Origin of the sequence: Amycolatopsis sp. GA6-003, assembly GCF_046267895.1 — a bacterium.
Taxonomy (GTDB): Bacteria; Actinomycetota; Actinomycetes; order Mycobacteriales; family Pseudonocardiaceae; genus Amycolatopsis.
Genome location: NZ_CP176499.1, coordinates 6,485,356 through 6,510,014, shown reverse-complemented (window position 1 = coordinate 6,510,014; position 24,659 = coordinate 6,485,356). Strand labels below are relative to the sequence as shown.

Genomic DNA, 24,659 nt, shown 5'->3' with positions numbered 1-24,659 from the left:
TCAGCCGATGACAGTGGATGCCAGCACCGGGCTCGGGTCAGGAAAACCAGCGGCGGTCGCGTCGAACGTCGCGCCCTCCACGGAGACCTTGGCCTTGAATGAAATACCCGGGTCGCTGATACTGGTACCGCCGAGTTTCGTCTCGGCGGTACCCGAGGCGCCCGCGATCAGCGTGATGGTGAGAGTAGGCAGTTCGAACGCCTGCCCACCGCCGACCGGGCCGGCCGTGCTCACCTGGATCACGCCGTTGACCAACTCCACGACCGGGGCCGGACCTGGACCGGAGCCTCCGGTCAAAGCCGTCGAGACGTAGGTCGTGTTGGACGGTACCGGAATCCGGAGGACGTACTCGGAGACCTCCTGCACCGTCGCGCCCCCGATATTGGCGGGAACGGTGCTGGGTGCGGAGTCGATCACCACCGAGAACTCCGCACCTGGCCGGACCGTGGCGGGCGCGGTCACCGAGTCGAGCCCGAGCGGGAGCGCGAACGGCAGGCTCTGTCCCCCGGCCGAACCTTCCATCGTGTAATGCACGACCATCGGGGCCGCCGCGCTCGCGGTAGCCCCCGATGCCAGCAGGCCGGCCACTGCTGCGACAGCGGCCACGAGCGTCTTGATCACCTTACTTCGACGCGACAAAATCACGCGATATCCCTCCCGATTGAAATGAACACAGAACGTGCACGAGCGTGCACATCTCATTACTACCGTCACCCGGGCACTCGGTCAACAAATTTCAAATCGGGTATTTAATACACCCGCCGGGCATCTGGAAACATTTTCGAACAGCACAAACAGCCGAGTGTGACCACTCGGCTGTTCGACGAAAAACGGAGTCAGTTGCCTTCCAGACACCATTCCAGTATCGCCGCGGCACTGTGCAGCTTGTTTTCCGCTTGGTCAAACGCGATACTCGCGGAGCCTTCCAGGACCGCCTCGGAGACCTCTTCGCCCCGATGGGCGGGCAGGTCGTGCATAAAAGCGGCTCCGGAGAACCTGGCCAGCAGCTCCTCGTCCACGCGGTAGGGCTCGAAGACCTGCCGCCAGGAAGGATCCGCCTTGCTGGTCCCGGTGGTCTGCCAGCGGGTCGTGTAGACGAAATCGGCCTCGCCTTTCACCCCGCGCAGATCACGGGTCTCCGCGAACTTGCTGCCGGACGCCCGCGCGCACTCCGCCGCGGCCGCCGAAACCTCGGGCGGCAGGCCGTACCCGGGAGGGGTCACGACAAGCAATTCGGTCGCCTTGAACCGGGTCAGCGCCAGAGCCAGAGCGACCGCGGAGTTGTTGCCCTCCCCGATGTAGACCACCCGTGCCCCGTCCACACCGCCGAGCTCGAGGCGGACCGTGGCCAGGTCGGCGATCGCCTGGGTGGGGTGCTCCTCCTTGCTCATGGCGTTGATCACCGGCATCCGGGACTGCGCGGCATAGGCCGCGTACTCCGCGTCCGGCCCAGCCGTGCGGACCACCAGCGCGTCGAGCATCCTGGAGAGCACCTCCCCGGTGTCGCGCACGGTCTCGCCAGTGTTTTCCTGAAGATCGCCAGGCCCGTAGGAAACAATTCCAGCCCCCAGTCGCAGCGCGGCTGCCGAAAAAGCAGTCCTGGTCCTGGTCGAGAGATTTCGAAAATAGATCCCGACCACTCGCCCGGACAGCGAGTTCCGATATCGCTCAGGGCGTACCGCGAACTCAACGGACCGTTCTACCAGCCCGAATAGTTCCTCGTCTGACAGTTTCGAGACAGAAATCAGGTGTCGACACCCCACCATGTGAATCTCCCTTCCCCAGCCTCGAACCTAGCGCACGGGACCGCGGCGGTCGCTGACCACAATTCGCCATCACGGGTTTTTGCTGTCCAGTTGTCGCCAAGACTGCGAGAGCTCGGCTGGCCAGGGCTAGCGTCGTGATACGCACCCGCGAGCCATCGCACCGGAACAACGACGGGAAAGGCGCTATGACCGAAGCCGAGGAGATCGCGCGCGACCTGCGTGCTGAATACGCCGAAGTGGACGCACTCGTCGGAGATCTCGGGAAGGCGCAGTGGACTCTCCCGACTCCGGCCGAGGGGTGGAGTATCCGCGACCAGGTGACCCACTTGTCCTGGACCGACCAGTGGATGCTGTTGTCGATCCAGGACCCGGAGAGGTTCCTCGACGGCGCGCTCGAGTTCCGCGATCCCGACGCCGAGATCGAGAAGGGGCTTCGGTTGCTCGACGGTGTCCCGACCGCGGAAGTGCTCGACCGCTGGCGGACTGGTCGCGAGGAACTCGTCGCTGCGCTAATCGCCTGCGACCCGGACTTGAAGATCCCCTGGTTCGGCGTTTACAACACGCCTGTGCAACAGCTCATGGGCCGCGCGATGGAGGCTTTCGCCCACGGCACAGACATCGCCGACACAGTTGGCACGACGCTGTCCCATCCTTCGCTCAAGCACGTCGTCCGGCACGGCGTCGAGACCCGGCAATGGTCCTTCGCGACCAACGGACTCGATGTACCCAGTGAAGACGTACGAGTCCAGCTGCACGGCCCTGGCGGCGCGGTCTGGACGTACGGATCGATAGAGTCCCGTGACCGGCTGTCCGGACCGGCGACAGACTTCGCCCTGGTCACTGTGCGAAGGCGGCACCGTGCGGATACGGATCTGCGGCCGGCGGGACCCGTGGCGGACCGCTGGTTGGACGTGGCTCAGTCCTACACAGGCGCGAGCGGCAGCGGCCGCAAGCCAGGCCAATTCAAGAAGACCGCCGCCACGCGCTGAAACCCGTGCCGGTACACCCTTTCTCCCGGTGTACCGGCACGACTTGCCTATCCCTCTCCAAACTCCTGGTATAGCTCGGCCTCGGACATCGACTCGACCTCTTGCCGGATGATTCTCTCGACCGTCACGGCCAGCCCCGCGATCGTCGCGCCTTCGAATACCTGCCGCACCGGCACCTCGATGTCGAATTCCCGCCGCAGCGCACCGACCAGCCGAATGGCCAGCAGTGAGTTGCCGCCGACCGCGAAAAAGCTCGTGTGCACGTCCGGTTCGCCGACGCCAAGCAGCTTTGTCCAGATCCCGGCGATCGTCTTCTCCACCGGGTTGCTCGGAGCCACACCCGCGGCAGGCCGCTCGGGCGCGGCCAGCAGCGACACGGCTGCCCGATCCAGTTTTCCGTTGGCGGTCAGAGGGAATGACCCGACCACGGTGAACGAGCCAGGTATCATCGCCGCCGGCAGCAAGGCCCGGCAGTGTCTCCCCAGTTCGGCCGCATCCAGCTCAGACCCGGCAGGCCGGTAACAGGCGGCGAGCACTTTGCCCTCCCCTGCCGCCCTCGCCGTCACTACCGCTTCGAGGACGCCCGGATGACTCGCGAGCACCGCCTCGACCTCGGCGGGCTCGACCCGGACGCCATTCACCTTGATCTGATCGTCCACCCGGCCAATGAACACCAGCTCGCCTTCATGCCACCGTACGAGGTCGCCCGTCCGGTAAACCCGTCCGCCCGGCGGGCCGTAGGGGTCCGGCAGGAAACGTTCTGCGGTCAGGTCAGGCCGGTCCGCGTAGCCCATCGCGAGCCCGGCTCCCCCTACGCACAGCTCGCCAGGCACTCCCGCAGGGACCAGTTCGCCGTCTTGACCGAGCACCCACGGCTGCAGGCCCGGCAACGCGGTCCCGATCGGTACCGGCCCTGCGCTCACCGCCGGATCGACCAGCCTGGCCGTCACGTCGACGGCACATTCGGTGGGACCGTAGGTATTCCACACCGTTACGTCCGCCCGCGCACGAAGCGCCGCGACCAGTTCGTGCGTCAGCGGCTCCCCCGCGAGCCACACCTGGCGCAGCGATGGCAGCTCGGGCCAGTCCGGCAGCTCCAAGAGCAGCCGAAGCACCGAGGGGACGAGTTGGAGCACGCTCACTCCGGTCCGCGCTGCCGTCTCGAGCATCGCCGCGGGGTCGGTCTCGGCATCAGGTTCAGGCACCACGACCGTGCCTCCCGCGGCCAACGGCACGAACAACTCCACCAGGGCGGCGTCAAATGACATCCTGGTCTTGTGCAAGATCCGGTCGGCCTTGCTCAGCCCCTGGGCGGTGACCGACCACCGGACCCGGTTGGCGATCGCGGCATGTCCGACGAGCACCCCCTTCGGCCTGCCAGCCGAACCAGAGGTGAACATGATGTAGGCCGCACCGTCGTACGCGAACCCGGTGAAAGACGCGCCGCGGGTTCGCGTCGGATACGGCGAGGAACCTACGTCCACCAAGGACTCGACCGGCAGGCCGGGCACTGCGCCCGAGACCAGGGCTGTCCTGGCACCAGCGGCTGCGCAGTGCCTCGCCCATCGCGAAGGCGGGTCGGTCATTTCGAGCGGCAGCACGATCGCCCCCGCACGCCAGACGGCCAGCACAGCAGCCACCAGGCCCACCCCGCGCGGCAGCACGACGGCAACCGCATCACCGGGTTTCACGCCCTTATCTACCAGATGCTGTGCGAGCCATTCAGCGTGGTCGGCGAGTTCGCGGTAACTCACCGACCGACCGCCCGCCCGGGCCTCGTACACCGCCGGAGCGTCCGGTGTGAGGTCGGCCTGGCCGAAAACCATTGCCGGCACGGCCTCGCATTCGCCCGCCGCCTCGTGCGTCGACAAGTCTTCCCGCTCTTGGTCATTGAGGATATTCAACGTGGACAACGAGCGGCTGACGTCAGCGGCTGACTCGAGCAGTCGCACGAAATGATCAGTCATCGCGCGCACGGTCTCCTCGTCGAACAACGCGATCGCGTATTCGACCGTGCCGACATAGGAACCGTCCGGCCGCGCCCGCAAAGTCCACGTCTGGTCGCATTTCGCGGCCTGCCATAACTCAGCGAACCGGCCGTCGAGCGCCAACTCGCTTTCACCGGTGTCTTCAGTGACGTCGAACAGCACCGGAACCAGCGGAGCACGTGAGAGGTCCCGCTCGGGCCTGAGGTCGTCGACGATCATTTCGAAAGGCACGTCCTGGTTGGCGAAAGCGCCGAGCAGCGTAGCTCGCGCCCGCTCAATAAGTTCGCCGATCGTCGGGTCGCCGGACAAATCGACCCGAAGCACGACCGTGTTCACGAAGAACCCCACCAGATCCGCAACTCCTGGCGCGCTACGGCCCGCCGTCGGACTGCCGACTGCGATGTCCCGCTGCCTCGCATACCGGCCGAGCAGAACCGCGAACAGTGCGAACAGCGTCATAAAAGGAGTTGCACCGCGTACCCGGCCCGCATCGACGAGCGGACCGGCGACCTGTCTGGGCACCGTGAATCCCACGACCGCACCCCGGCCGTCGCGCAGGGGTGGCCGTGGCCGGTCAGCCGGCATTTCGAGGTAAGTCATCCCGGCCAGTTCGCGGCGCCAGAACGCCAACTGTCCTTCGAGCTCGGCACGCGAACGCGCGTTCGTCTGCCAGGCCGCGAAGTCGGCATACTGCACAGTCAACGCAGGAAGCATGGCGGGTTCCCCGGACAGGCAGGCTCGGTACAGCTCGCGGAGATCACGCTGGACTACCGGAACCGACAACCCGTCCGCGGCGATATGGTGCGTCACCAGCACCAGCACGTCACCGCCGTCAGTCCGCCGCAGGAGGACTGCCGCGTGGCACGGGCCGGCATCAAGCCGGACGCCCTCGGCGATCCGCCCGCCAACCGCGTGGACCAGATCTTGAAGCGGCCCTTCGACGACGTGCACCGGGACAGGGACGACTGGGCCGGCAACCGCGCACGGCTCGCCCTCTCGCAGTTCGTACCGCATGCGCAGGATCTCGTGCCGCTCCGTTAACGCGGTAAGAGCCGCTTCCAGCACTGGTATCTCGACCCGCTCGCTGAACGGCAACACGATGGGCAGCACGTACTCTGGACTGCCCGGCGTCAACTGGTCGAGGAACCAAAGCTGGCGCTGTCCCCAGGAAAGAGGAAGCGCGCCGCCGTCAACGCGCTCGATCGGCCGGATCGGTGTCACCGCACCGTGTGGCGCGTCCACCGCCAGCAATGTGGCCTGCGCGGCGACGGTCAGCGCGCCGAACAAATCCGTCACTGCCACTTGGACGCCGGCCGCCTCGGAAAGTGCTGCCGCCAGTCGCGGGACCAGGAGCGAATGTCCGCCGAGGGCAAAGAAATCGTCGTCGAGTCCGACCCGCTTGACGTCGAGCAAGCGGGACCAGACATCGGCGACCAGCAGTTCGGCCGTAGTGCACGGTGGCCGGTATTTCGGTGCCGACCGTGCCTCGCCGGCAACCGACGGCAGCGCGAACCGGTCGATCTTGCCGTTTTCGTTGAGCGGCAAGGAATCCACCGCGACGAACGAGGCAGGGATCATCGCCCGCGGCAACCGGTCCGCCACATGCGCCCTCAAGTCCGGAACCTCCGGCGTGGTACCCGGAGCAAATACCAGATAGGCCACGAGCCGGGCGGGGCCGTCGGCGACCACGCACGAGCCGGTCACAGCAGGATGGGTCAGCAGCGCCGCGGACACCTCACTAGGCTCCACCCGCACGCCGTTGATCTTGCTCTGTTCGTCCGCCCGGCCGACGAAGCTGAGTTCACCGGTCTTCCCGCGCCGAACCACGTCGCCGGTGCGGTACAGCCGCGAGCCCGGTGGTCCGTACGGGTCGGGCACGAACCGCTCGGCCGTCAGCTCAGGCGCGCCGAGGTAGCCGCGAGCGAGGCCGATACCGCCGATCAGCAGCTCCCCGGGCACGGTAGCCGGAGTCAGGTTCAGGTCCTGGTCGGCCACTAGCACCCGCACGTTGTCGATCGCCTTGCCTATCGGGACCGTGCCCGAGTCGGGCGAACCGTCGAACTCGTGCGCAGTCGCGTCGATCGAGCACTCAGTGGGGCCGTAGGTATTCCAAATAACCGGCGACGCGAGTTCGAGCACTCGACGGCACAGCGCCGCGTCCAGCGGCTCCCCTGCGGAGAACAGCAGCCGCAGTGCCGTGCAGCCTTCCCATCCCTTCTGCTCCGCCAGCAGCCGCAGCACCGACGGCACGACTTGGAGCACCGTGATCCCGGCCGTCGAGACAGCGCGCAGCATCGCGGCCGGATCCCGTTCTGTCCCGGGTGCGGACATGACCACGGTCGCGCCGGAGGCCAGTGGCGCGAACAGCTCGAGGCCCGCCGCGTCGAAACCGATCCGGGTCTTCTGCAACATCCGATCGCCCGGCCGAAGCCCGTGGCGTCGCGCCGTCCAGAGCACCCGGTTGGCGATGCCCGCGTTGGTCACCACGACGCCCTTCGGGCCGCCGGTAGAACCCGAAGTGAACAGCAGGCAGGCGGTGCCGTCAGGATCAGAGCCAGTCCACGGCACGGGCACGAGGCCTTCCTCTGGCAGCGATCCGTCCGCGGCGAGAGTGAGCAGATCCGCACCGGATACCTCGCTCAGTGCGGGGGCCAAGGCGTCGTCAGTGAGGATCACCGAGGGCTTGGCAGCGGCGAGCATGTCCGCCCATCGGCGACGTGGATGTTCCGGATCGAGCGGCAGGTAGGCAGCGCCGACGCGCCATACCGCAAGCAGCGCCACCGCCAGCGCGAGGCCGCGCTCAAGGCAGACGCCGACGGCCGTCTGTTCCGGACCGGCACCTGCGGCGCGCAGCTTGGCCGCGAGGACACCCGTCAGCTCGTCAAGCCTGCCGTAGGTCAGCTTGTGCTCGCCCGCCTCGATCGCGACGGCCGCGGGGTTCTCCCGGACCTGCCGGGCGATCTCATCGACCAGCAGGGTGACCTCAGTCGTCTCCTTCGGCCGGGCTGTCAGAGCGGCGCGTTGAGCCCCGGTTACTACAGCGAGGTCGCGAACCGGCAGGTGGGGCGTGTCGAGCAAGTGGTCGAGCAGGGCCAGATATTGGCCGCCCAGCGCAGTCATGGTGTCCTGGTCGAACAGCGCCGTCTGGTACTCCAGCAGCAGGCGGAACCCCCCGTCCGGCCGCTCCACGAGATGCACAGTGAGATCGAGCTGGGAAGCGTCGCGTGAGATCGGCAGATCGACCACTGTGCCCCGCTCGGATTCCGCGGGCCGCAGGAGGTTGAAGGCCGCCTGCACCAGTGGCGGCTCGTTGCGGTCCGTGCCGCAGCCGAACTCCCTGACCAGCTCCCCGAAGGGAACTCCCTGGTGCGAGAACACGCCGACAGTCGCCTCCCGAACGCGGTCGAGCAGACCGGCGAACGTAACGGCACCGGTCATCCTGATCCGGACAGGCAACATCGTGACGAACATGCCGACCAGTCCGTGCAGCTCTGGTTCGGACCGGCCGGCCAGGAACGTCCCCACCAGCAGGTCTCTGCGGTGGGTGTATCGAGAGAGCAGGACCCCGAACGCGGCCAGGCCCAGTACATAGAACGTGACGCCCGAGCGTTTGCACTGTTCGCGCATGCGATCCGCGGTCGGTGACGCGAGATCGAACTCGACGGTGTTGCCCGAGAAGTCCACCGCTGCCGGGCGCGGCCGGTCGGTAGGCAGCCCGAGCGAATGCGGCACGCCCTCCAGCTCTTCCTTCCAGAATCGCAGATCCGTTTCAAAACCTCCGGAGTCCAGTGTGGACCGTTGCCAAGCCGCGAAGTCCCGGTACGACACCGGGAGTTCGCCAGCCTCGTCCGGATTCGCCAGCTCACGCACGAGCAGATCCAGCGACGCGGCATCGGCGATCATGTGGTGCACGCCAAGCACCAGCATCGACGAGTCTTCCGCGGTCCGCAGAATTTCCAGCCGCCACAACGGTGCCTCGGCGAGCCGATACGAACGCCGTCCGATCTCGTCGGCCAGCGCGAGCGCGGCGGCTTCCGGATCGGGCTCGCGAGACAGGTCGGTGGCCGGAACCCGGACCGAGACTTCGTCCGCGACTGACATCCACGGCACACCGCCGGCGACTCGTACCGACATCCGCAGCGAATCGTGCCTGCGCACGATCCGCCCCATCACTTCCTCGACCTGTGCGGAGTCCAGCCGGAACGGCACTGAGGCCACCATGACCAGATGGAAAATCGGCAGGCCGTCCGCCAGCTGCGCGGTCAGCCAGATCCGTTCCTGCACATCGGAAAGCCTGACCGGTACCCCCGGCTCCGTATTCGGGATCCGACGTTGCACCGGTGTCGCGCGGCCGGACAGCAATCGCTTCATCAGGTGCCGCTTCGCGTCCGACAGTTCGCTGTCCCCGCTCATTCGCGCCCCCAGTCTGAGTTTTTCATGTCATCGGCAGGCCGGCACCGCGGCGGCAGCGCGCAGTTCATCGGTCACGGCCCTGACAATCGCGGGTCGCTCGGCGTCGAAGAATCCGTGGTCGCCACGGAACAACCGCAACGAGAACTCCTTGACCGTCTCCTGCTGCCAGCCGAGCAGGGTCGGCAGGTTCGTGCTCGGGTCGCTCTCCGCGCCGAACACCGAAATCGGCAACTTCAGCGGGTCACCTGCCTGGTATTCCGCCGTCTCGTAAACCTCGTAGTCCGCGCGCACACTCGGCTCGAACATGCCGAACAGGCCGGGAGTTCGAAGGATTGTCGTGGGGATGACGCCCAGTGCGGCCAAGTGCTGCACCAGGCCTTCGCCGTCGAGCCGGTGCACGCCGCTGTCTCGCAGCACCATGCTCGGGGAAGGACAGGCACACGCGAAGAGGGCCGACGGGGCCGGGCCACAGTTGTCCCGAAGGTACCGAGCGAGTTCGAACGCGGTGAGCGCTCCGGAGCAGTACCCGAACAATCCGTACGGCACATCGAGCAGGTCTTCGAGCGCGTCCCCGAGCAGAGCGACCAGTTCGCTCATCTTGTGCACGAGCGGATCGCGCAGCCTGCTCTCGCGACCAGGCAGGCGCACCACGACTAAGTCGATCTCGTCGGAGAGATCGGCGGCCCACCCCCTGAAGGTGGCCGCGCCGCCACCGGCGTGCGCGAAGCAGATCAGGCGCAACGGGCCTTTGCCTGCCGGGCGCAGCCGAGCCACCCACGGATTCGTCGCCGTACTCATCTTTCTCTCCGTTCAGGGTCGACGGGGACGGACTCGAGCCGTGCGGCGAGGGCGCGAACCGTCGGGTGCTCGAAAACGGTGTGCACATCAAGCGAGGTTCCGAAGGTTTCGGCGATGCGGCCCGCGAGCCGCATCGCCAGCAGGGAATGCCCGCCTATGTCGAAGAAGTTGGCGTGCACGCCCACTTCTTCGATGCCGAGCACTTCCGCCATTAGTCCGCGAACACGCTCTTCGCAATCGTTCGCCGGGGCGTATCCGTCCTCGCCGGGGAAAATCGGCTCGGGCAAGGCCCGCCGGTCTACCTTGCCGCTCACTGTCAACGGGAACTGCTCGAGCACGGTGCACGCCACCGGAATCAGATGCGTCGGCAAGGCCTCGGCAAGCTGGATCCGCAACGATTGGCCGTCGGGTTTCCGCCCCGGCTCCCCCACGACGTAGGCAACGAGATCGGTTTCGGCGGTGCCGGGGCGCAGCCATCCGGTGACCACCGCCCGAGCCACCCCGTCGATATCGGTCAGCGCCCTTTCCACCTCAGCCGGTTCGACGCGCGCGCCCCGGATCTTGAGCTGCTGATCCGCGCGGCCGTGCAGCTCCAGCTGTCCGTCACCCAGGCGCCGCGCCCGGTCGAAGCTGCGGTAAAGGCGTGCGCCAGGAGGGCCGTGGGGATCGGGCACGAAGCGCTCCGCCGTGAGGTCGGGCCTGTCCACGTAGCCTCTTGCAAGGCAGGCACCGCCGAGGTACAGCTCGCCGATGACCCCGATCGGCGTCCGCCGCAGTTCGCCGTCAAGCACCTCGACCCGGACGTTGCTGATCGGACCTCCGACCGGTACCGGTCTGCCTGGCATCGGTTCGCTGTCCTCTCTCTGCCACAATGAGTCCCACGCCTCGGAAGCCCCGTAAAGGTTGCGCAATAGCCTGCCTGGCATGCGGCTGGTGAAGCTGCGTACCAGGTCGGCGGGGAGCTCCTCACCGGAGGACACCCATCGAGTCAGAGAGGGCAGCCGGGCATCGAGGTCGGGAATCTGCAGCAGGACCCGCAAAAGCGACGGCACCAGCGTCATCCGGGTCACCCCGTGCTCCGCCAGCAGGCTGATCAGCCGCGGAGGGTCCGCAGCGGCAGCGTCTGGAACCGCGACCGTGGGAATCCCGTTCAACAACCCGCCGAGCAGCTCCCAAAGCCCGTCCACGAAGGCGATGGCGGTCTTCTGGCAGCACACCTCGCCAGGCTCGAACGGCCATTCCGCCGTCATCCAATCGATCCTGTTGAGCAGCGATCGTCCGCTGATCGCCACTCCCTTCGGCCGGCCGGTAGAACCGGAGGTGTAGATGATCGCGGCGAGCCCATCGATGTCGGTCTCCGGCAAAGGGGGACCCATCGGAACGCTCTTCGACGCGACGGGGTCGACCGCCATGGCGGGAACATCGGGAATCGGCGAAGCTCCGGACTCGGTAAGCACGAGCCGCGCTCCGGCGTCGGCCACTAGCCAGGCAAGCCGGTCCCCTGGGTGGCGGATATCGAGCGGCAAGTACGCGCCGCCAACGCGCCAGATGGCCAGTACCGCGACCGGCAACGCGAGGCCCCGGTCCATCCATACTCCGACCGGCGTCTCCGCCCTTACCCCCCGCGCACGCAAGCGGCGGGCGAGCGCATCAGATCGACGATCGAGCTGCGCGTAGGTGAGGGTTCCGGATCCGCTTGTGAAGGCCACTGCGTCCGGAGTTTTCGCTGCCTGAAAGCGAAACCGTGCGTCGAGGCTTTCTTCTGGGAACCGCGTGTGCGGGCCTTGGACGACGAGCTGCTGGTGCTCCACTGGAGTCAGGATGTCGTGCGCGCTGATCGGAATGTCCGGAAAGAACACTGCTTGCCCCAGAAAGCGCCTGACATGCTGGGCGAAGCGCTGTGCGGTCGCCGGCGTGAACTCGTCAGCCGCGTATTCGACGAAACCGGCCAGCGAACCGTCGGGATCAGGCCACAAGTTCAGCGAAAGATCGAAGGTCGCGGTTCGGGTCTCGCTCGGAAGCGGTTCAACCTCTGCCTCGCCGAGGCGGACTCGCCCAACGGGAACGCTCTGCAACACCAAAGCAACCTGAACAAACGGCGTCACCCCCGCCCGACGACGCGGACCCAACTCCTCAACCACCCGATCAAACGGCACATCCTGATGCCCAAACGCCCCCAACGCCGACTCACGACACCGCACCAACAACTCACGAAAAGAAGGATCACCACCCAAACCCACCCGCAACGGAACCGTATTCACAAAAAAACCAACCAAACCCTCCAAATCCGGCTCCCCCCGATTAGCCGAAAACGTCCCCACCACCACATCATCAACACCCCCATACCGACCCACCACCACCGCGACCGCACCCAGCAAACCCATAAAAACAGTCGCACCCACCTCCCCGCACAAACCACCCAAACCCACACCCAACTCCGCAGGCAACACCACCCCACACCGACCACCCACACCCGACCGACCACCCACACCACCAACAAAATCAACCGGAAGCGAGATCGCTTCCGGCGCTCCGGCCAGCTGGGTCCTCCAATACGCGAGCTGGCTTTCCAGCACCTCGCCTGAAAGAAACTCGCGTTCCCACACCGCGTAATCACCGAACTGCACGGCCAGCTTCGGCAAGATTCCGGAACCGCCTGCCAACAGGTCCTCGTACGACTCCGCCAAATCGTCCAGCAACACTGAAGACGACCAGCCGTCGAAGACAATGTGGTGCGCACACAACACCAACACGAACTCCGCGTCACCCGTCCTCAGCAACTCCGCCACAAACAACGGACCCGCCGACAAATCAAACGACCACTCACCCCACCACGCGATACGCTCGCGCACCCGCGAAACCCGCTCCGGCGCTACAGTTGCCCGCAGATCCAGCACCGGCAACTCTGGGTACCCGGCCGGAACGATGATCTGAACGGGTTCACCGTCGACCTCCTCGAACCGCGTGCGCAACGCCTCGTGCCGGACCACCACCGCCTGGATCGCCCGCCGCAGCAGATCCGGATCGACCGCACCGGACAAGCGCAACGGCCACACGACCGTGTAGTCCGTGCTGTCCGGGTCCGCCCGGTGGCTGAACCACAGTCGACGCTGCCCGAGCGAGGCCGGAAGCGGATCCGGACGCTCGATCGCGTGCAACGGCCTGCGGGCGAGTCCTTCCGCCGGTGCGCCAAGAACGGCCTGCAATGCGGCCCCCATGCTCGCGATGGTCGGAGAGGCGAAAAAGTCCGCCAGCTCCACCTCGCGCTCTGTAATCCGGCGCACTCTGGCGAGCATCCGGCTCGCCAGAAGCGAATGGCCGCCGATGTCGAAGAAGTTGTCATACACCCCGACCCGGTCGAGCCCCAACGCCTCACGCCAGACCTCGGCCAATGCCTCCTCGATCGCGTTCCGCGCGGGCACGCACCCCGTCTCGGTCTCCGGCCGAACGCCCCGAGCCTCCGGCAACGCGGATCTGTCAACCTTCCCGTTCGCGTTGAGAGGCAAAGAATCCAGCACCACCAGTGCTGACGGCAAGAGGTACTCCGGGAGCATCCTGCGGCAATGCTCCCGCAGCGAGGCCGTACCCGGCAGCCGCCCGCGGAGCGGCTCGACGTAGCCGACGAGCCGATGTTCGGCTTGATCGTCTGGAACCGACACGACCACAGCGTCACTGACATCTGGATGACGCCGCAGCGCCTGCTCGACCTCGCCGAGTTCCACCCGGAACCCGCGAACCTTCACCTGGTGATCGTTCCTCCCGAGGAATTCAAGCACTCCCCCAGAACGCCTGCGCACGACGTCACCGGACCGGTACAGCCGCCGCCCCTTGCCGAACGGGCTGGGCACAAACCGTTCCGCCGTGAGATCCGGGCGGCCGAGATAGCCTCGGGCAAGACAGTCGTCTCCGATGCAGAGTTCGCCGGGCACCCCGTCGGGCACTGGCAGAAAACAGCCGTCGAGCACGTACAATTCGGTCGAAGGGATCGGCAGGCCGATCGGCACTCGACCATCCACTTCGCATTCCGGCCGCATCGGGTAAGCACTCGCGAAGATCGTCGTCTCGGTCGGTCCGTAGCCGTTGACCAACACCGCGTCCGACGACAGTTCACGCAGCGCGCGCTGGACATGGCTGGCGGAAAGCTGGTCGCCGCCAGCTATCAATGTGCGCAGTCCGGACAGCGACGACGGTGCGTGCTCAACCACCGCATGGAACAGCGCGGCCGTCAGCCAGGCGACGGTGACGCGCCGCGTGCGCAGGAACTCAGCCACGCGTTCTGGCATCGCCTTGCCCGACAGCACTGCCAGTTCGCAGCCGTTGGTCAGCGCGCCGAACACTTCGAGCACCGAGACGTCGAACGACAAAGACAGTGCGTGCAGCATCACGTCCTGTTCGGTGAGCCGGGCAAATCTGGGCGCGTGCACCCGCGTAATCGCCGCCCGATGGCCGACCGCGACTCCCTTCGGCCTGCCGGTGGAACCCGAGGTGTAAATGACATACGCGAGGTTGTCCGGGGTTATCCCGCTGGGAGGCAGAGGTCCCAGCGCCGGCGCGGCACCGTCCAGCTCGATGACGGTGAAGTCACCGGACGGCAGCCGTGCGCGCAGCTCAGGATGAACCAGTACAAGCGGTGCGCCAGAATCGGATATGAGGAATGCCAATCGATCAGCGGGGTTCTCCGGGTCGAGGGGGAGATAGGCGCCGCCCGCCTTCAACACCGCGAGCAACGCCGCCACGGATAGCGCGGAGCGTTCGACGCAAACGCCGACCAGACATTCCGGTCCGACACCTTCAGCACGCAGCCGATGCGCGAGCGCGTCGGTCCGGCGATCAAGCTCGGCATAGGTGAGAGTCTCGTCCTCGGCGCGGATCGCGATGGCATCAGGAGTTCTGGCCGCTTGGAGGGAGAACATCTCGGGCAGGCAAGCCCGATTCTCGGGCGGGTCTTGAGCGCGCGCGTATCGGAGAACGTCCTGGTATTCGGCACCGGCCAGCAGCCCGTGGCAACTCAGCGGGAGATCGGGCTCGGCGACGGCTGCCCTGAGCAGGTTCTCGATGTGAGACGCGAACCGGCTCGCTGTCTCGGGAGAGAACACGTCGGCGGCGTACTCGACGAAGCCGGTGAAAGAGCCATCGGGTTCCGGCTGCAGGTGCAGCGACAATTCGAAGGTCGCGGTACGAACCCGAGCAGGCAGCGACTCCACATCCGCCTCCCCGAGGCGGGTCTGCCGAACCGGAACGCTCTGCAACACCAAAGCAACCTGAACAAACGGCGTCACCCCCGCCCGACGACGCGGACCCAACTCCTCAACCACCCGATCAAACGGCACATCCTGATGCCCAAACGCCCCCAACGCCGACTCACGACACCGCACCAACAACTCACGAAAAGAAGGATCACCACCCAAACCCACCCGCAACGGAACCGTATTCACAAAAAAACCAACCAAACCCTCCAAATCCGGCTCCCCCCGATTAGCCGAAAACGTCCCCACCACCACATCATCAACACCCCCATACCGACCCACCACCACCGCGACCGCACCCAGCAAACCCATAAAAACAGTCGCACCCACCTCCCCGCACAAACCACCCAAACCCACACCCAACTCCGCAGGCAACACCACCCCACACCGACCACCCACACCCGACCGACCACCCACACCACCAACAAAATCAACCGGAAGGTCCGCAACCTCGGGCGCACCCGACAAACGTTTGCTCCAATAGCTAATCTGATCGTCAAGTGCGGGTCCAGCAAGTAATTCACGTTCCCACACCGCGTAATCACCGAATTGCAACGGCAATTCCGGCAACACGCCAGAACCACCCGAGAGCAAGTCCTTGTACGACTCCGCCAGGTCACCCAGCAGCACCGACCAGGACCAGCCGTCGAAAACGATGTGGTGCGCACACAACACCAACACGAACTCCGCGTCACCCGTCCTCAGCAACTCCGCCACAAACAACGGACCCGCCGACAAATCAAACGACCACTCACCCCACCACGCGATACGCTCGCGCACCTCGGCATCCGGTGAATCCACCACTCGCACCGGCACCGGGCCCGCAGGCTCGACAACCTGAACTGGCTCTCCGTCGACATCCGCGAACCGTGTGCGCAACACCTCGTGCCGCGCCACTACCGCCTGAATCGCGGCGGTCAAAGCGGCCACGTCGACCGCCCCGGACAAGCGCAACGGCCACACCACCGTGTACTCCGTGCGCCCCGGCCTGAGCTGGTCCTCGAACCACAGACGCCGCTGACCTGAGGAGACGGGATACACCGTTGCGCCGCCCTCGGCGAGCAGTGCGGTCAAGAGCTGGTGCCTGCCCGCGACCGGTCCGCCCGTCGCGTCGTCCTGCGCAGCCGTCATCACGTGTCCTCCACAGCGGTAAACCCGGATGTCATTCCATCCCCCTGAGCAAGGCGGCCAGAGCCTCGCCGCGGCCCGCGCGCCGTAGCACGGGCGGGCCCGCCATCGTCGCTGCCCGCTCCAGCGCGGCGGCGAACTCGGAGAGCACTGGGTGTTCGAACAGAGCGGTCAGACGGATTCGTGTCCCGAACCGGGCTCGCAGGGAACTCACTACCTGCGCGGCGAGCAGGGAATGTCCGCCGAGTGCGAAGAAGTCGTCGTGGCGGCTGATCTCGGAGACATCGAGCAACACACGCCAGACCTCGGCTACCGCGGTCTCGTATTCCCCTGCCGGCGGCTCGGCCGCGATCCGAGGCGTTGGCCTGGCCAGTTCCGGCAGCACCGCACGATCGACCTTGTCGTGCGCGGTCAGCGGCAGTTCCTCCATCGTGACGAGCAGGGCCGGGACGAGATACCGCGGAACCAGCGCGGCGAGATCCCGACGCAGCTTGGTCTCGTCGATCCGCGCTCCGGCCGCCGGCACGACGTAACCGACTAGCTCATTGTCGCCCCGCGGACCGGGCCGGGCCGCCACCGCCGCGTCAGCGACCTCAGGCAGCATGGTAAGCGCTGCTTCAACCTCGGCCGGCTCGATCCGGAAACCGCGGATCTTGACCTGCAGATCGGTACGGCCGCGAAACTCCAGACCGCCGTTGGGGCGGCAACGGGCCAGGTCGCCTGTCCGGTAGAGCCGCTCTCCGCGCGCGAACGGATGCGGCACGAACGTCTCCGCGGTCCGTGCCGGAGCATCGAGATAACCCCGTGCCAGCCCCGCACCGCCGAGATAGAGCTGTCCGACCGCGCCGTCCGGCACCGGCCGCATCGAATCGTCCAGCAAGTACAGCGACGTGCCCGCGATCGGTTCGCCGAGGGTGACCCGTTCACCACCGTCCAGTTTAGCGATGGTGGCCGCGATCGTCGTCTCAGTCGGCCCGTACACATTGGACAACAGGACTCCGGGCACCGCGGCGAGCCATCGTCCGACGCGGTCCGCGTCCGGAGTCTCGCCGCCGATCGCCATCACCCTCAGGCATTCCGGCGGAGCGGGCGCATCGACAAGTCCGGCAACGAGATGGTGGAAGAACGCAGTGGGCAGGTGGGTCACGGTGACCCCGAACCTGGCGCAGCCGGCGAAGAACTCCGCCGCGGATTCCAGCATCTCCTCTGTCCTGGGTACCAACGCCGCACCCGCGGCCAACGCTGGGAAGATCTCTTCAGCACTGACATCGAAGGTCAACGCGGCGAACATCAGGATGCGGTCCTGCCGGACAAGACCGTAAGCGGCGTGGTCGGCCCGGACGTAGTTGGCCAGTCCGCCGTGGCGGACCAGGACCCCCTTCGGTTTCCCGGATGAGCCGGAGGTGAACAGCACGTACGCCAATTCGTCCGGATCGGGCGAATGCCACGGCTCAAGCGCGGATTCCGTCCTGCCCGGCATCGGCGGCATGGGCACCACGGCGGGACCGGATGCGCCGTCAGCCACCAGTACCGCCGCCGGACGTGCCACGTGAAGCAACTCGCTGATTCTCGCGGACGGCCAGCCAGGATCGACCGGCAGGTACGCGGCACCGAGCCGGTGCACCCCGAGGATCGCCGCGACAGCAGCAGCGGACCGGCCCAGCCGCAACGCAACGACGTCACCGCGCCCTACCCCGGCAGCCCGCAAGGCGGCGGTGACCGCGGAAGACCACCGGTCCAGGTCTCCATAGGTCACCGCCGGTCCAGTGCCGGACACGATCGCCGGAGCCGTTCCGCCGGTGCTCACGTGATCCCGGATCCGGCTGATCAGTTCGGCGCGCCGGTGGTTCCCCGCCGCACCCCACCGGACGAGCAGGGTTTGCCGTCCGGCCGGATCCAGCGGATCAGCGTCTCGCACCGGGGACTCCGGCGCGCGAAGCAGGCAGGCCAGCAGATTCCGGTAGCCGCGCAGGAAAGCCATCCCGGTGGCACGGTCGAACAGTTCAGTCGAATACTCCGCGACAAACCGAGTACGGCCGCTTTCGGTTTCCACGGACACGCTGAGATCGAACAGCGAGATCCGGCGGTCGCGCACTCGCAGTGGCTCAACGTCGATACCAGGCAGACGCAGACGGGCACCGCCGCCAGGCTGGACGTCGAACATGACTTGGAACAACGGGTTGTGGCTGCGTGCGCGCGTCGGACGAAGCTCTTGCACCACTCTGGCGAACGGCACGTCGGCGAAGGACTGGGCCTCAGCCACCACGGATCGCACGGTGGCGAGCAGGGCGGTGAACGACTCGTCCGGGCACACCGGTATCCGCAGGGCGACAGTATTGGTGAAGAGCCCGATCAGCCGCTCAAGCTCGACCCGTGTGCGGCCGGAGACCACAGTTCCCAGCACCAGGTCGGACTCGCCGGAATACTTCCCCATGGCCACCGCGAACGCAGCGAACAAGACTGCGAACCGAGTAGCCCGGTTCCGCCGGCACACTTCGACGAGCAACTCTTCGAGTTCCGCGGGCATGGCGAGCTCGGCGAGCTCGCCACAGAAGCCCTGGCCAGCGGGCCTGGGCCGGTCAGCGGGCAGGTTGAGGACCTCGGGTGCGCCGACGAGCCGATCCGACCACCCCGAGAGCTGCTCGGACCACACCTGCGAGCCGGCCGCATCACGTTGCCACTCAGCGAAATCGGCGTACTGCAGCGGAAGCGGAGGCAACTCGGGGGAGCGTGCCTCCAGCGCGGCGAGGTAGCTCTCGCTCAGCTCCTCGAACAGCACTTCAGCCGACCAGCCGTCGAACACGGTGTGGTGCAAAGTGAGCAGGAAGGCGTGCTGCCGGTCCGAAAAGGAGACCAGGTCCGCATGCAGCAACGGGGCGGCGGTCAGATCGAACTCCCCGCGGGCGTGCTCCCCGGCGAGCCGGGTCGCCTCCTGCGTGATCCGCGACGCCGCTACCGCGTGCCGCACGACACGCAAGGACACCGCTGGCTCGGCGTAGATCACTTGCCTGAGCTGCCCGCCGACGGATTGAAAAGCCGTTCGCAGCACCTCGTGGCGGGACACCACAGTCGTGAGCGCTGCCTGCAGCGCCCCGGGGTCCACCTCCCCGGACAGCATGAGTCCGAAGTGGACATTGTAGAGCGGGGTGCCGGGGGCAAGCTGTTCGAGCAGCCACAGCCGTTCCTGCTCGAACGAGGCTGCGGCAACGAAGACGGGCCGGTCACCAGTCATGACGCGTCTCTTGGCAAGTCGAACAGCCTCGGATCCGCCGGAAGCCGCCTGCGCCGCTTCAGGTCGGGTCCGACTCCGGCCGCACTGGCCGCAGCGGACCGGCTGACCATGCCCGCGACCGTCGGAGCAGCCACCAAGTCCCGCACCGAAACCTCGACGCCCAATTCGGCGCGTACCCGCGCGACCAGTCGCACGGCGAGCAAAGAATGACCGCCGAGGTCGAAGAAGTCGTCGTCGGCACCGACCCGGTCGACCCCCAGAACCTGGCCCCAGATCGCGGCCATTGTGCCCTCAGCGGCAGTGCGCGGCGCGATGTAGGCGGCCGGGCGGTCGATGGCCGGCGCGGTCCGCTCCGCGTCCTCGGCCAGGGTGACCCGGTCGACCTTTCCGCTCGCGGTGCGAGGAAGACGCGGCAGCATCTGGAGGCTCGACGGCACTAGGTATGCGGGCACGGATTGCCGCAGCCAGTCGAGCACGTCGCCCGGCTCCGGCCAGTCCCCCGACGGAACGCAGTATCCCGCCAGCCGGATGCCGCTCTCATGCTGAATGGGGACCACGGCCGCGTCGGCGACCGACGGATGCCGGGCGATCGCTTGCTCGACTTCAGCTGGTTCCACCCGGAACCCACGGATTTTGAGCTGCCGATCCGCCCTGCCGAAGAGCACGATCTCCCCGCCTGGCCGGTACCGCGCGAGATCACCGGTGGCGTAGAGGCGCTGCCCCGGTGCCGACGGGTGCGGCACGAACCGCTCAGCGGTGCGCACAGGATCATTCTGGTAGCCGCGGGCCAGACCGGTGCCACCGAGATGCAGCTCCCCCACCACACCAGGCGGTACCGATGCGCCGGCGGTGTCCAGCACGCTCGCGCTTACGCCGGGCAGCGGCACTCCGATCGGCATCAGGTCGTCGTCCTGGTCGGATGGCCGATGCCAGGTATTGCCGATAGTCGCTTCGGTCACGCCGTACACGTTGAAGATGCGGGTTCCCGGCGACGTCAGCGCCTGGAACCGCCGGTAGTCCTCTCGGCTCCACGCCTCGCCGCCGACAGCCAGCAGCCTCACCGGCGGGAGCCTGCCTCCCACGGTCTCGAGGTGATCGGCCAGCAACCGCAGTACCGAGGGCAGAAACTCGGCGTACTCGATTCGTTCGTCCTCCAGCAGAGTCAGCAGGGCCGCTGGGTCGAGCACCACTTCGGGTGGGCAGAGCACCAGAAGTCCGCCGGACAGCAACGCGCGAACGATGTCTCCCGCGCACACGTCGAACGCGACGGAGGCGAGCTGGAGATGCCGGGCCGCTGTGCCGTCGAGCCCGTACGCGCTTTGCCAGGCCCGATACTTGTCGGTCAGCGCCCGGTGAGAGATACCGACGCCCTTGGGCCGGCCGGTCGAACCCGAGGTGTAGATGACGTACGCCAAGTCATCCGGGTCCACGTTGCGAGCTGAGTCCACTGTTGATGGATCAGCTCCGGCCACGTCGCCGACGACCAAGGTCGGGATGTCCGAGTCGGGCGGCTCGGCCGCGGAAGCGAGCAACACCACTCTCGGCGCGGCATCGCGAAGGATGTCCGACAGCCGAGCAGAGGGAGTCGCGGGATCCAGAGGCAGGTAGGCAGCTCCCGCCTTGAGCACGGCGAGCACCGCCACGACTTGCTCCACCGAGCGCGGCAGGCACACTGCGACCAGCGAATCCCTGGTTACGCCTCGTTCAAGCAGGACCTTCGCGAGCCCGGCAGCGCGCCGATCGAGTTCTCCATAGCTCAGACCTGGCTCGCCGGGCGCTTTGACAGCGATCCGGCCGGGGTGCTTCGCCGCCACCGCGTCGAACAGGCCGGGCAAAGTTGCCGGGGCGCCGAGCACCGCGGGCTCCTCGGTCCTCCCAGGCCCAGCGGCACCCAGCGGAAGCTCGGCCACTGCCCGGCGCGGACCGGCCGTCGCGGCGTCAAGCAGGTCCCGGTAGCCCTCGGCGAGCCGTTCGACGGTCTCCTGATCGAACAGGTCGCTTCGGTACTCCCAGATCAACGTGATCCGGTGATCGCGATCCCGTGCGGGCAGGCCTAGCTGACGTTCCGCCCTCGGCACCACCAGCAGGGACAGATCCAGTTTCGCGGTGCCGTTGTTGCGTTCCAGGTAGGTCCCGGTCACCGGGCCGAACGCCAGTTCGGTCAACGGCGCGTCGTCGAAGTTCAGCATTGCCTGGAACATCGGGTTCCGGCCGGGAGCCCTCAGCGGTTTGAGCTCCTTGACCAGCTCGACGAACGGAAAATCCTGGTTCGCCTGCGCGTCCAATACAACTTTGCGAACGCGGCCGAGCAAGCTCTCGAACGTCGCCTCGGCCCCGCCGCTGTCGCGCACCTCGCAGCGCAGCACCACCGGATTGACGAACATGCCGATGATCCCGGAAGTGCCGCCGACACCGCGGTTGCCGAAAGCCGAACCGACGCACACCTCGTCCTGCCCGCTGTAGCGGTGCAGCAACGCCGCGTACCCGGCCAGCATGGTCATGAACAAGGTGGTCCCGCTGGCCCGGCTGAATTCCCGCAACCGAGAACACAGCTCGGCTGGCAACTCCACGCGGTGCACCGCGCCAGGAGTATCGTCCTTGGGCACACGTGGCCGGTCGTGCGGCAGCTCAAGCACCTGCGGCGCTCCGGCGAGCTGCTTGCGCCAGTACGAAAGCTGGGCACGCATGGCCGGACCAGGTAGCACTTCCCGCTGCCACCGGGCGAAGTCCCGGTACTGCACCGTGCGTTCGGGCAGCGGATCCGGAGCATCGCGGTCGAAAGCGGTATAGATCGTCGCCAGCTCACCGACCAGTACCGCGAACGACCAACCGTCGTGCACCAGGTGGTGCTCCACCAGCACCAGCTCGTAGAGTTCGTCGGCGAGGCGCAACGCGGTCCACCGGATCAAGGGCAGCCGCGAGAGGTCGAATCCGACGGAGATCTCGCTGCACACAAACCGTTCCGAAGCGGTCTCGGGATCGGGCTCGTCTCGCAGGTCGACGACCGGAACAATGACCGGGTACGGCGGGTGGACCAGCTGCACCGGTTCGTCGCCGCTTGTCTCGATCGTCGTGCGAAGAATCTCGTGTCGCCGCACGATTTCACTCAGCGCACGTTCGAGCAGGGCGATATTCAGTGGCCCGCGCATCCTCAACGTGGTCGGCGCGTTGTACGCGCTGGTGCCGGGCGAAAGCTGTTCGACGACCCAGACCTGCCGCTGCATCAGCGAAAGCGGCGACGAAGAGTCCTGTCCGGTCGGGACAACCGGAGGCAGGACGTGCCCGCGCCACGTTCCGTTTTCGATGACTGCGGCGAGTTTCGCCGGAGTCGGCGCGGCGAACAACGCGTGCAGCGGCAGATCGGCGGCCACAGTGTGCCGGAGCTCGGCCAATGCCCGCGCGGCGAGCAGGGAGGTGCCGCCCACCTCGAAGAAGTCGTCGTGCACTCCGATCTCGGGCAGGTTCAGAATCCGGCCCCAGATGAGGCAAAGCGTCCGCGCGAGATCGCCGTCCGGTTCCGCGTAGGGCGCACTCGACACGGCTCGCCTCGGCTCGATGAGAGGCAATGCGGCGCGGTCGACCTTGCCGCTCGGGGTCACTGGCAGCCGGTCGAGCCAAGCCCACTTGGCAGGCAGCATCCACGACGGAACCCGCCTGCTCAGCCAGTCTCGCACCACGGCCAACGAGACCGGGACCCCTGGCTCGGCGGGCACGAGGTAGCAGGCGAGCCTGCCGTCATCCGCCGTAATCGCGGCATGGCCGATCGCCGGATGGGCCGTGAGCGCCGCGGTCAGTTCGGCAGGCTCGACCCGGAATCCCCGCACTTTGACCTGGTCGTCGAATCGACCCAGAAAGGTCAGCTCACCGCTGCCCGGATCGGCCACGACCCGGTCGCCGGTGCGGTACATCCGGGTACCGGGCAGGCCAGCCGGATCGGGCACGAACCGCTCGGCGGTCAGTCCTGGACGGCGCAGGTAGCCCCTGGCCACGGCATCGCCGGCGAGGTATAGCTGCCCTGGCGTCCCGCCTTCGACGGCATTGAGGTCGTCGTCCAGCACGTGCAAGCGACGCGGCCCGACCAGAGAGCCGATCGGCACCGAAGCCGCCAGGCGTTCGCCAGCCAGCTCGTTTGCCCGGTACAGGGTCGAGGTCATGACCGTCTCGGTCGGACCGTAGGCATTGAACAGCTCAGGTCTCGACGTCGCGCCGAGCGCTGCATGCCACCGGGTGAGCACCCCCGAGAGCAAGGTCTCCCCGCCGACGAGGACAGCCCGGACGCGCTCAGCCGTCCCGGCCAGCCCGCCGGCCCCGGCTTGCCCGACGAGTTCGCTGAACAGTGCGGTCGGCAGGTCCGCGACGGTCACCCAGCCCCGGCACAATTCCGCGCGCACTTCCGCCGGGCCCCAAGGCTCCTCGCCGCGAAGCACGCATACGGCACCGGTGGCCAGAGGAAGGAACAGCTGTTCCACCGCGACGTCGAACGCTTCTCCCGCCATCTGCAGCACGCCGTCGCCGAACCCGACACCGAGTCTCGCGGCCATCGCAAGCAGATGCGCTACCGCGGCCCGGTGCGAAACCACTACGCCTTTAGGGGTTCCCGTCGAGCCGGACGTGTAAATCACGTAGGCGGCGGTATCCGGATCGGGATCCGGAAGCGGATCAGCTGTCCCCACGTCGGGTTCGTCGTCCACAAGCATTACCGTGCAAGGTGATTCGGTCAGGCCCGACCGCAGTGACGACCGGGTCACGACCGCAACCGCCCCGGCGTCGCCGAGCAGCTCGGCCAAGCGGGCCGAGGGCAGGTCCGCCGGCAACGGGAGGTAGGCCGCCCCGGCTTTGAGCACACCGAGGATCGCCACGGGCAAAGACAAGGCGCGACCGGTATGGACGCCGACCACGTCTTCCGCCCCCACTCCCCGGGCGCGCAGCCGCCGCGCGAGCCGATCCGCTGCGGAATCCAGCTCCGCGTACGTCAGCCAGCGCCTGCCAAGCCGTACCGCGGGCAGGTCCGGAACACCGACGGCCTGCCGCGCGACCAACGCGGGCAGTGTTTCGGGCTCTGCGGCCACAATTTCCTCCGTTTCCAGGCGCTGGCCTCG

At 67.0% G+C, this 24,659-nt stretch carries 8 protein-coding genes; 1 reads left to right on the top strand and 7 read right to left on the bottom strand.

Going from position 1 to position 24,659, the window contains the following annotated elements; genetic code table 11:
* Both F9C12_RS29625 and F9C12_RS29620 read right to left on the bottom strand, forming a co-directional pair.
* Positions 1-606, bottom strand: a complete 606-nt coding sequence (locus F9C12_RS29625) for a cyclase (RefSeq protein WP_409462544.1) — start codon at positions 604-606, stop codon at positions 1-3.
* Positions 607-836: 230 nt separating this feature from the next.
* Entirely contained in the window at positions 837-1,766 is a 930-nt protein-coding gene (locus F9C12_RS29620; protein WP_409462543.1) for an ornithine carbamoyltransferase, read from the bottom strand.
* Between the two features lie 185 nt (positions 1,767-1,951).
* Between F9C12_RS29620 and F9C12_RS29615 the strand changes: the two genes are divergently transcribed.
* Positions 1,952-2,755 (top strand): TIGR03084 family metal-binding protein, encoded by an 804-nt coding sequence (locus F9C12_RS29615; RefSeq protein ID WP_409462542.1) that lies wholly within the window; start codon positions 1,952-1,954, stop codon positions 2,753-2,755.
* 47 nt (positions 2,756-2,802) lie between these two features.
* Here F9C12_RS29615 and F9C12_RS29610 read toward each other — a convergent pair whose 3' ends face one another.
* From F9C12_RS29610 to F9C12_RS29590, 5 genes are all read right to left on the bottom strand, one after another.
* Positions 2,803-9,114: an amino acid adenylation domain-containing protein gene (locus F9C12_RS29610; protein WP_409467099.1), complete on the bottom strand. Its 6,312-nt coding sequence runs from the start codon at positions 9,112-9,114 to the stop codon at positions 2,803-2,805.
* 69 nt (positions 9,115-9,183) lie between these two features.
* Complete coding sequence (locus F9C12_RS29605; RefSeq protein WP_409462541.1) at positions 9,184-9,954, bottom strand: thioesterase II family protein; 771 nt, start codon at positions 9,952-9,954, stop codon at positions 9,184-9,186.
* Entirely contained in the window at positions 9,951-16,331 is a 6,381-nt protein-coding gene (locus tag F9C12_RS29600; protein WP_409462540.1) for an amino acid adenylation domain-containing protein, read from the bottom strand. The genes F9C12_RS29605 and F9C12_RS29600 overlap by 4 nt, the downstream gene beginning before the upstream one ends.
* Positions 16,332-16,362: 31 nt before the next feature.
* Positions 16,363-19,560 carry a non-ribosomal peptide synthetase gene (locus F9C12_RS29595; protein WP_409462539.1) on the bottom strand — a complete coding sequence of 1,066 codons (3,198 nt, stop codon included), beginning with the start codon at positions 19,558-19,560 and terminating at the stop codon, positions 16,363-16,365.
* A complete protein-coding gene (locus F9C12_RS29590) occupies positions 19,557-24,629 on the bottom strand; it encodes an amino acid adenylation domain-containing protein (RefSeq protein ID WP_409462538.1) in 5,073 nt (1,690 codons plus the stop codon). Before F9C12_RS29590 ends, F9C12_RS29595 begins: the two co-directional genes overlap by 4 nt.
* Positions 24,630-24,659: the final 30 nt, after the last annotated feature.

Excerpts from the sequence above, each read along its gene's own strand:
- F9C12_RS29620 (WP_409462543.1), bottom strand. The coding sequence starts at position 1,766 with ATGGTGGGGTGTCGACACCTGATTTCTGTCTCGAAACTGTCAGACGAG.
- F9C12_RS29615 (WP_409462542.1), top strand. The coding sequence starts at position 1,952 with ATGACCGAAGCCGAGGAGATCGCGCGCGACCTGCGTGCTGAATACGCC.
- F9C12_RS29610 (WP_409467099.1), bottom strand. The coding sequence starts at position 9,114 with ATGAAGCGATTGCTGTCCGGCCGCGCGACACCGGTGCAACGTCGGATC.
- F9C12_RS29605 (WP_409462541.1), bottom strand. The coding sequence starts at position 9,954 with ATGAGTACGGCGACGAATCCGTGGGTGGCTCGGCTGCGCCCGGCAGGC.
- F9C12_RS29600 (WP_409462540.1), bottom strand. The coding sequence starts at position 16,331 with ATGACGGCTGCGCAGGACGACGCGACGGGCGGACCGGTCGCGGGCAGG.
- F9C12_RS29595 (WP_409462539.1), bottom strand. The coding sequence starts at position 19,560 with ATGACTGGTGACCGGCCCGTCTTCGTTGCCGCAGCCTCGTTCGAGCAG.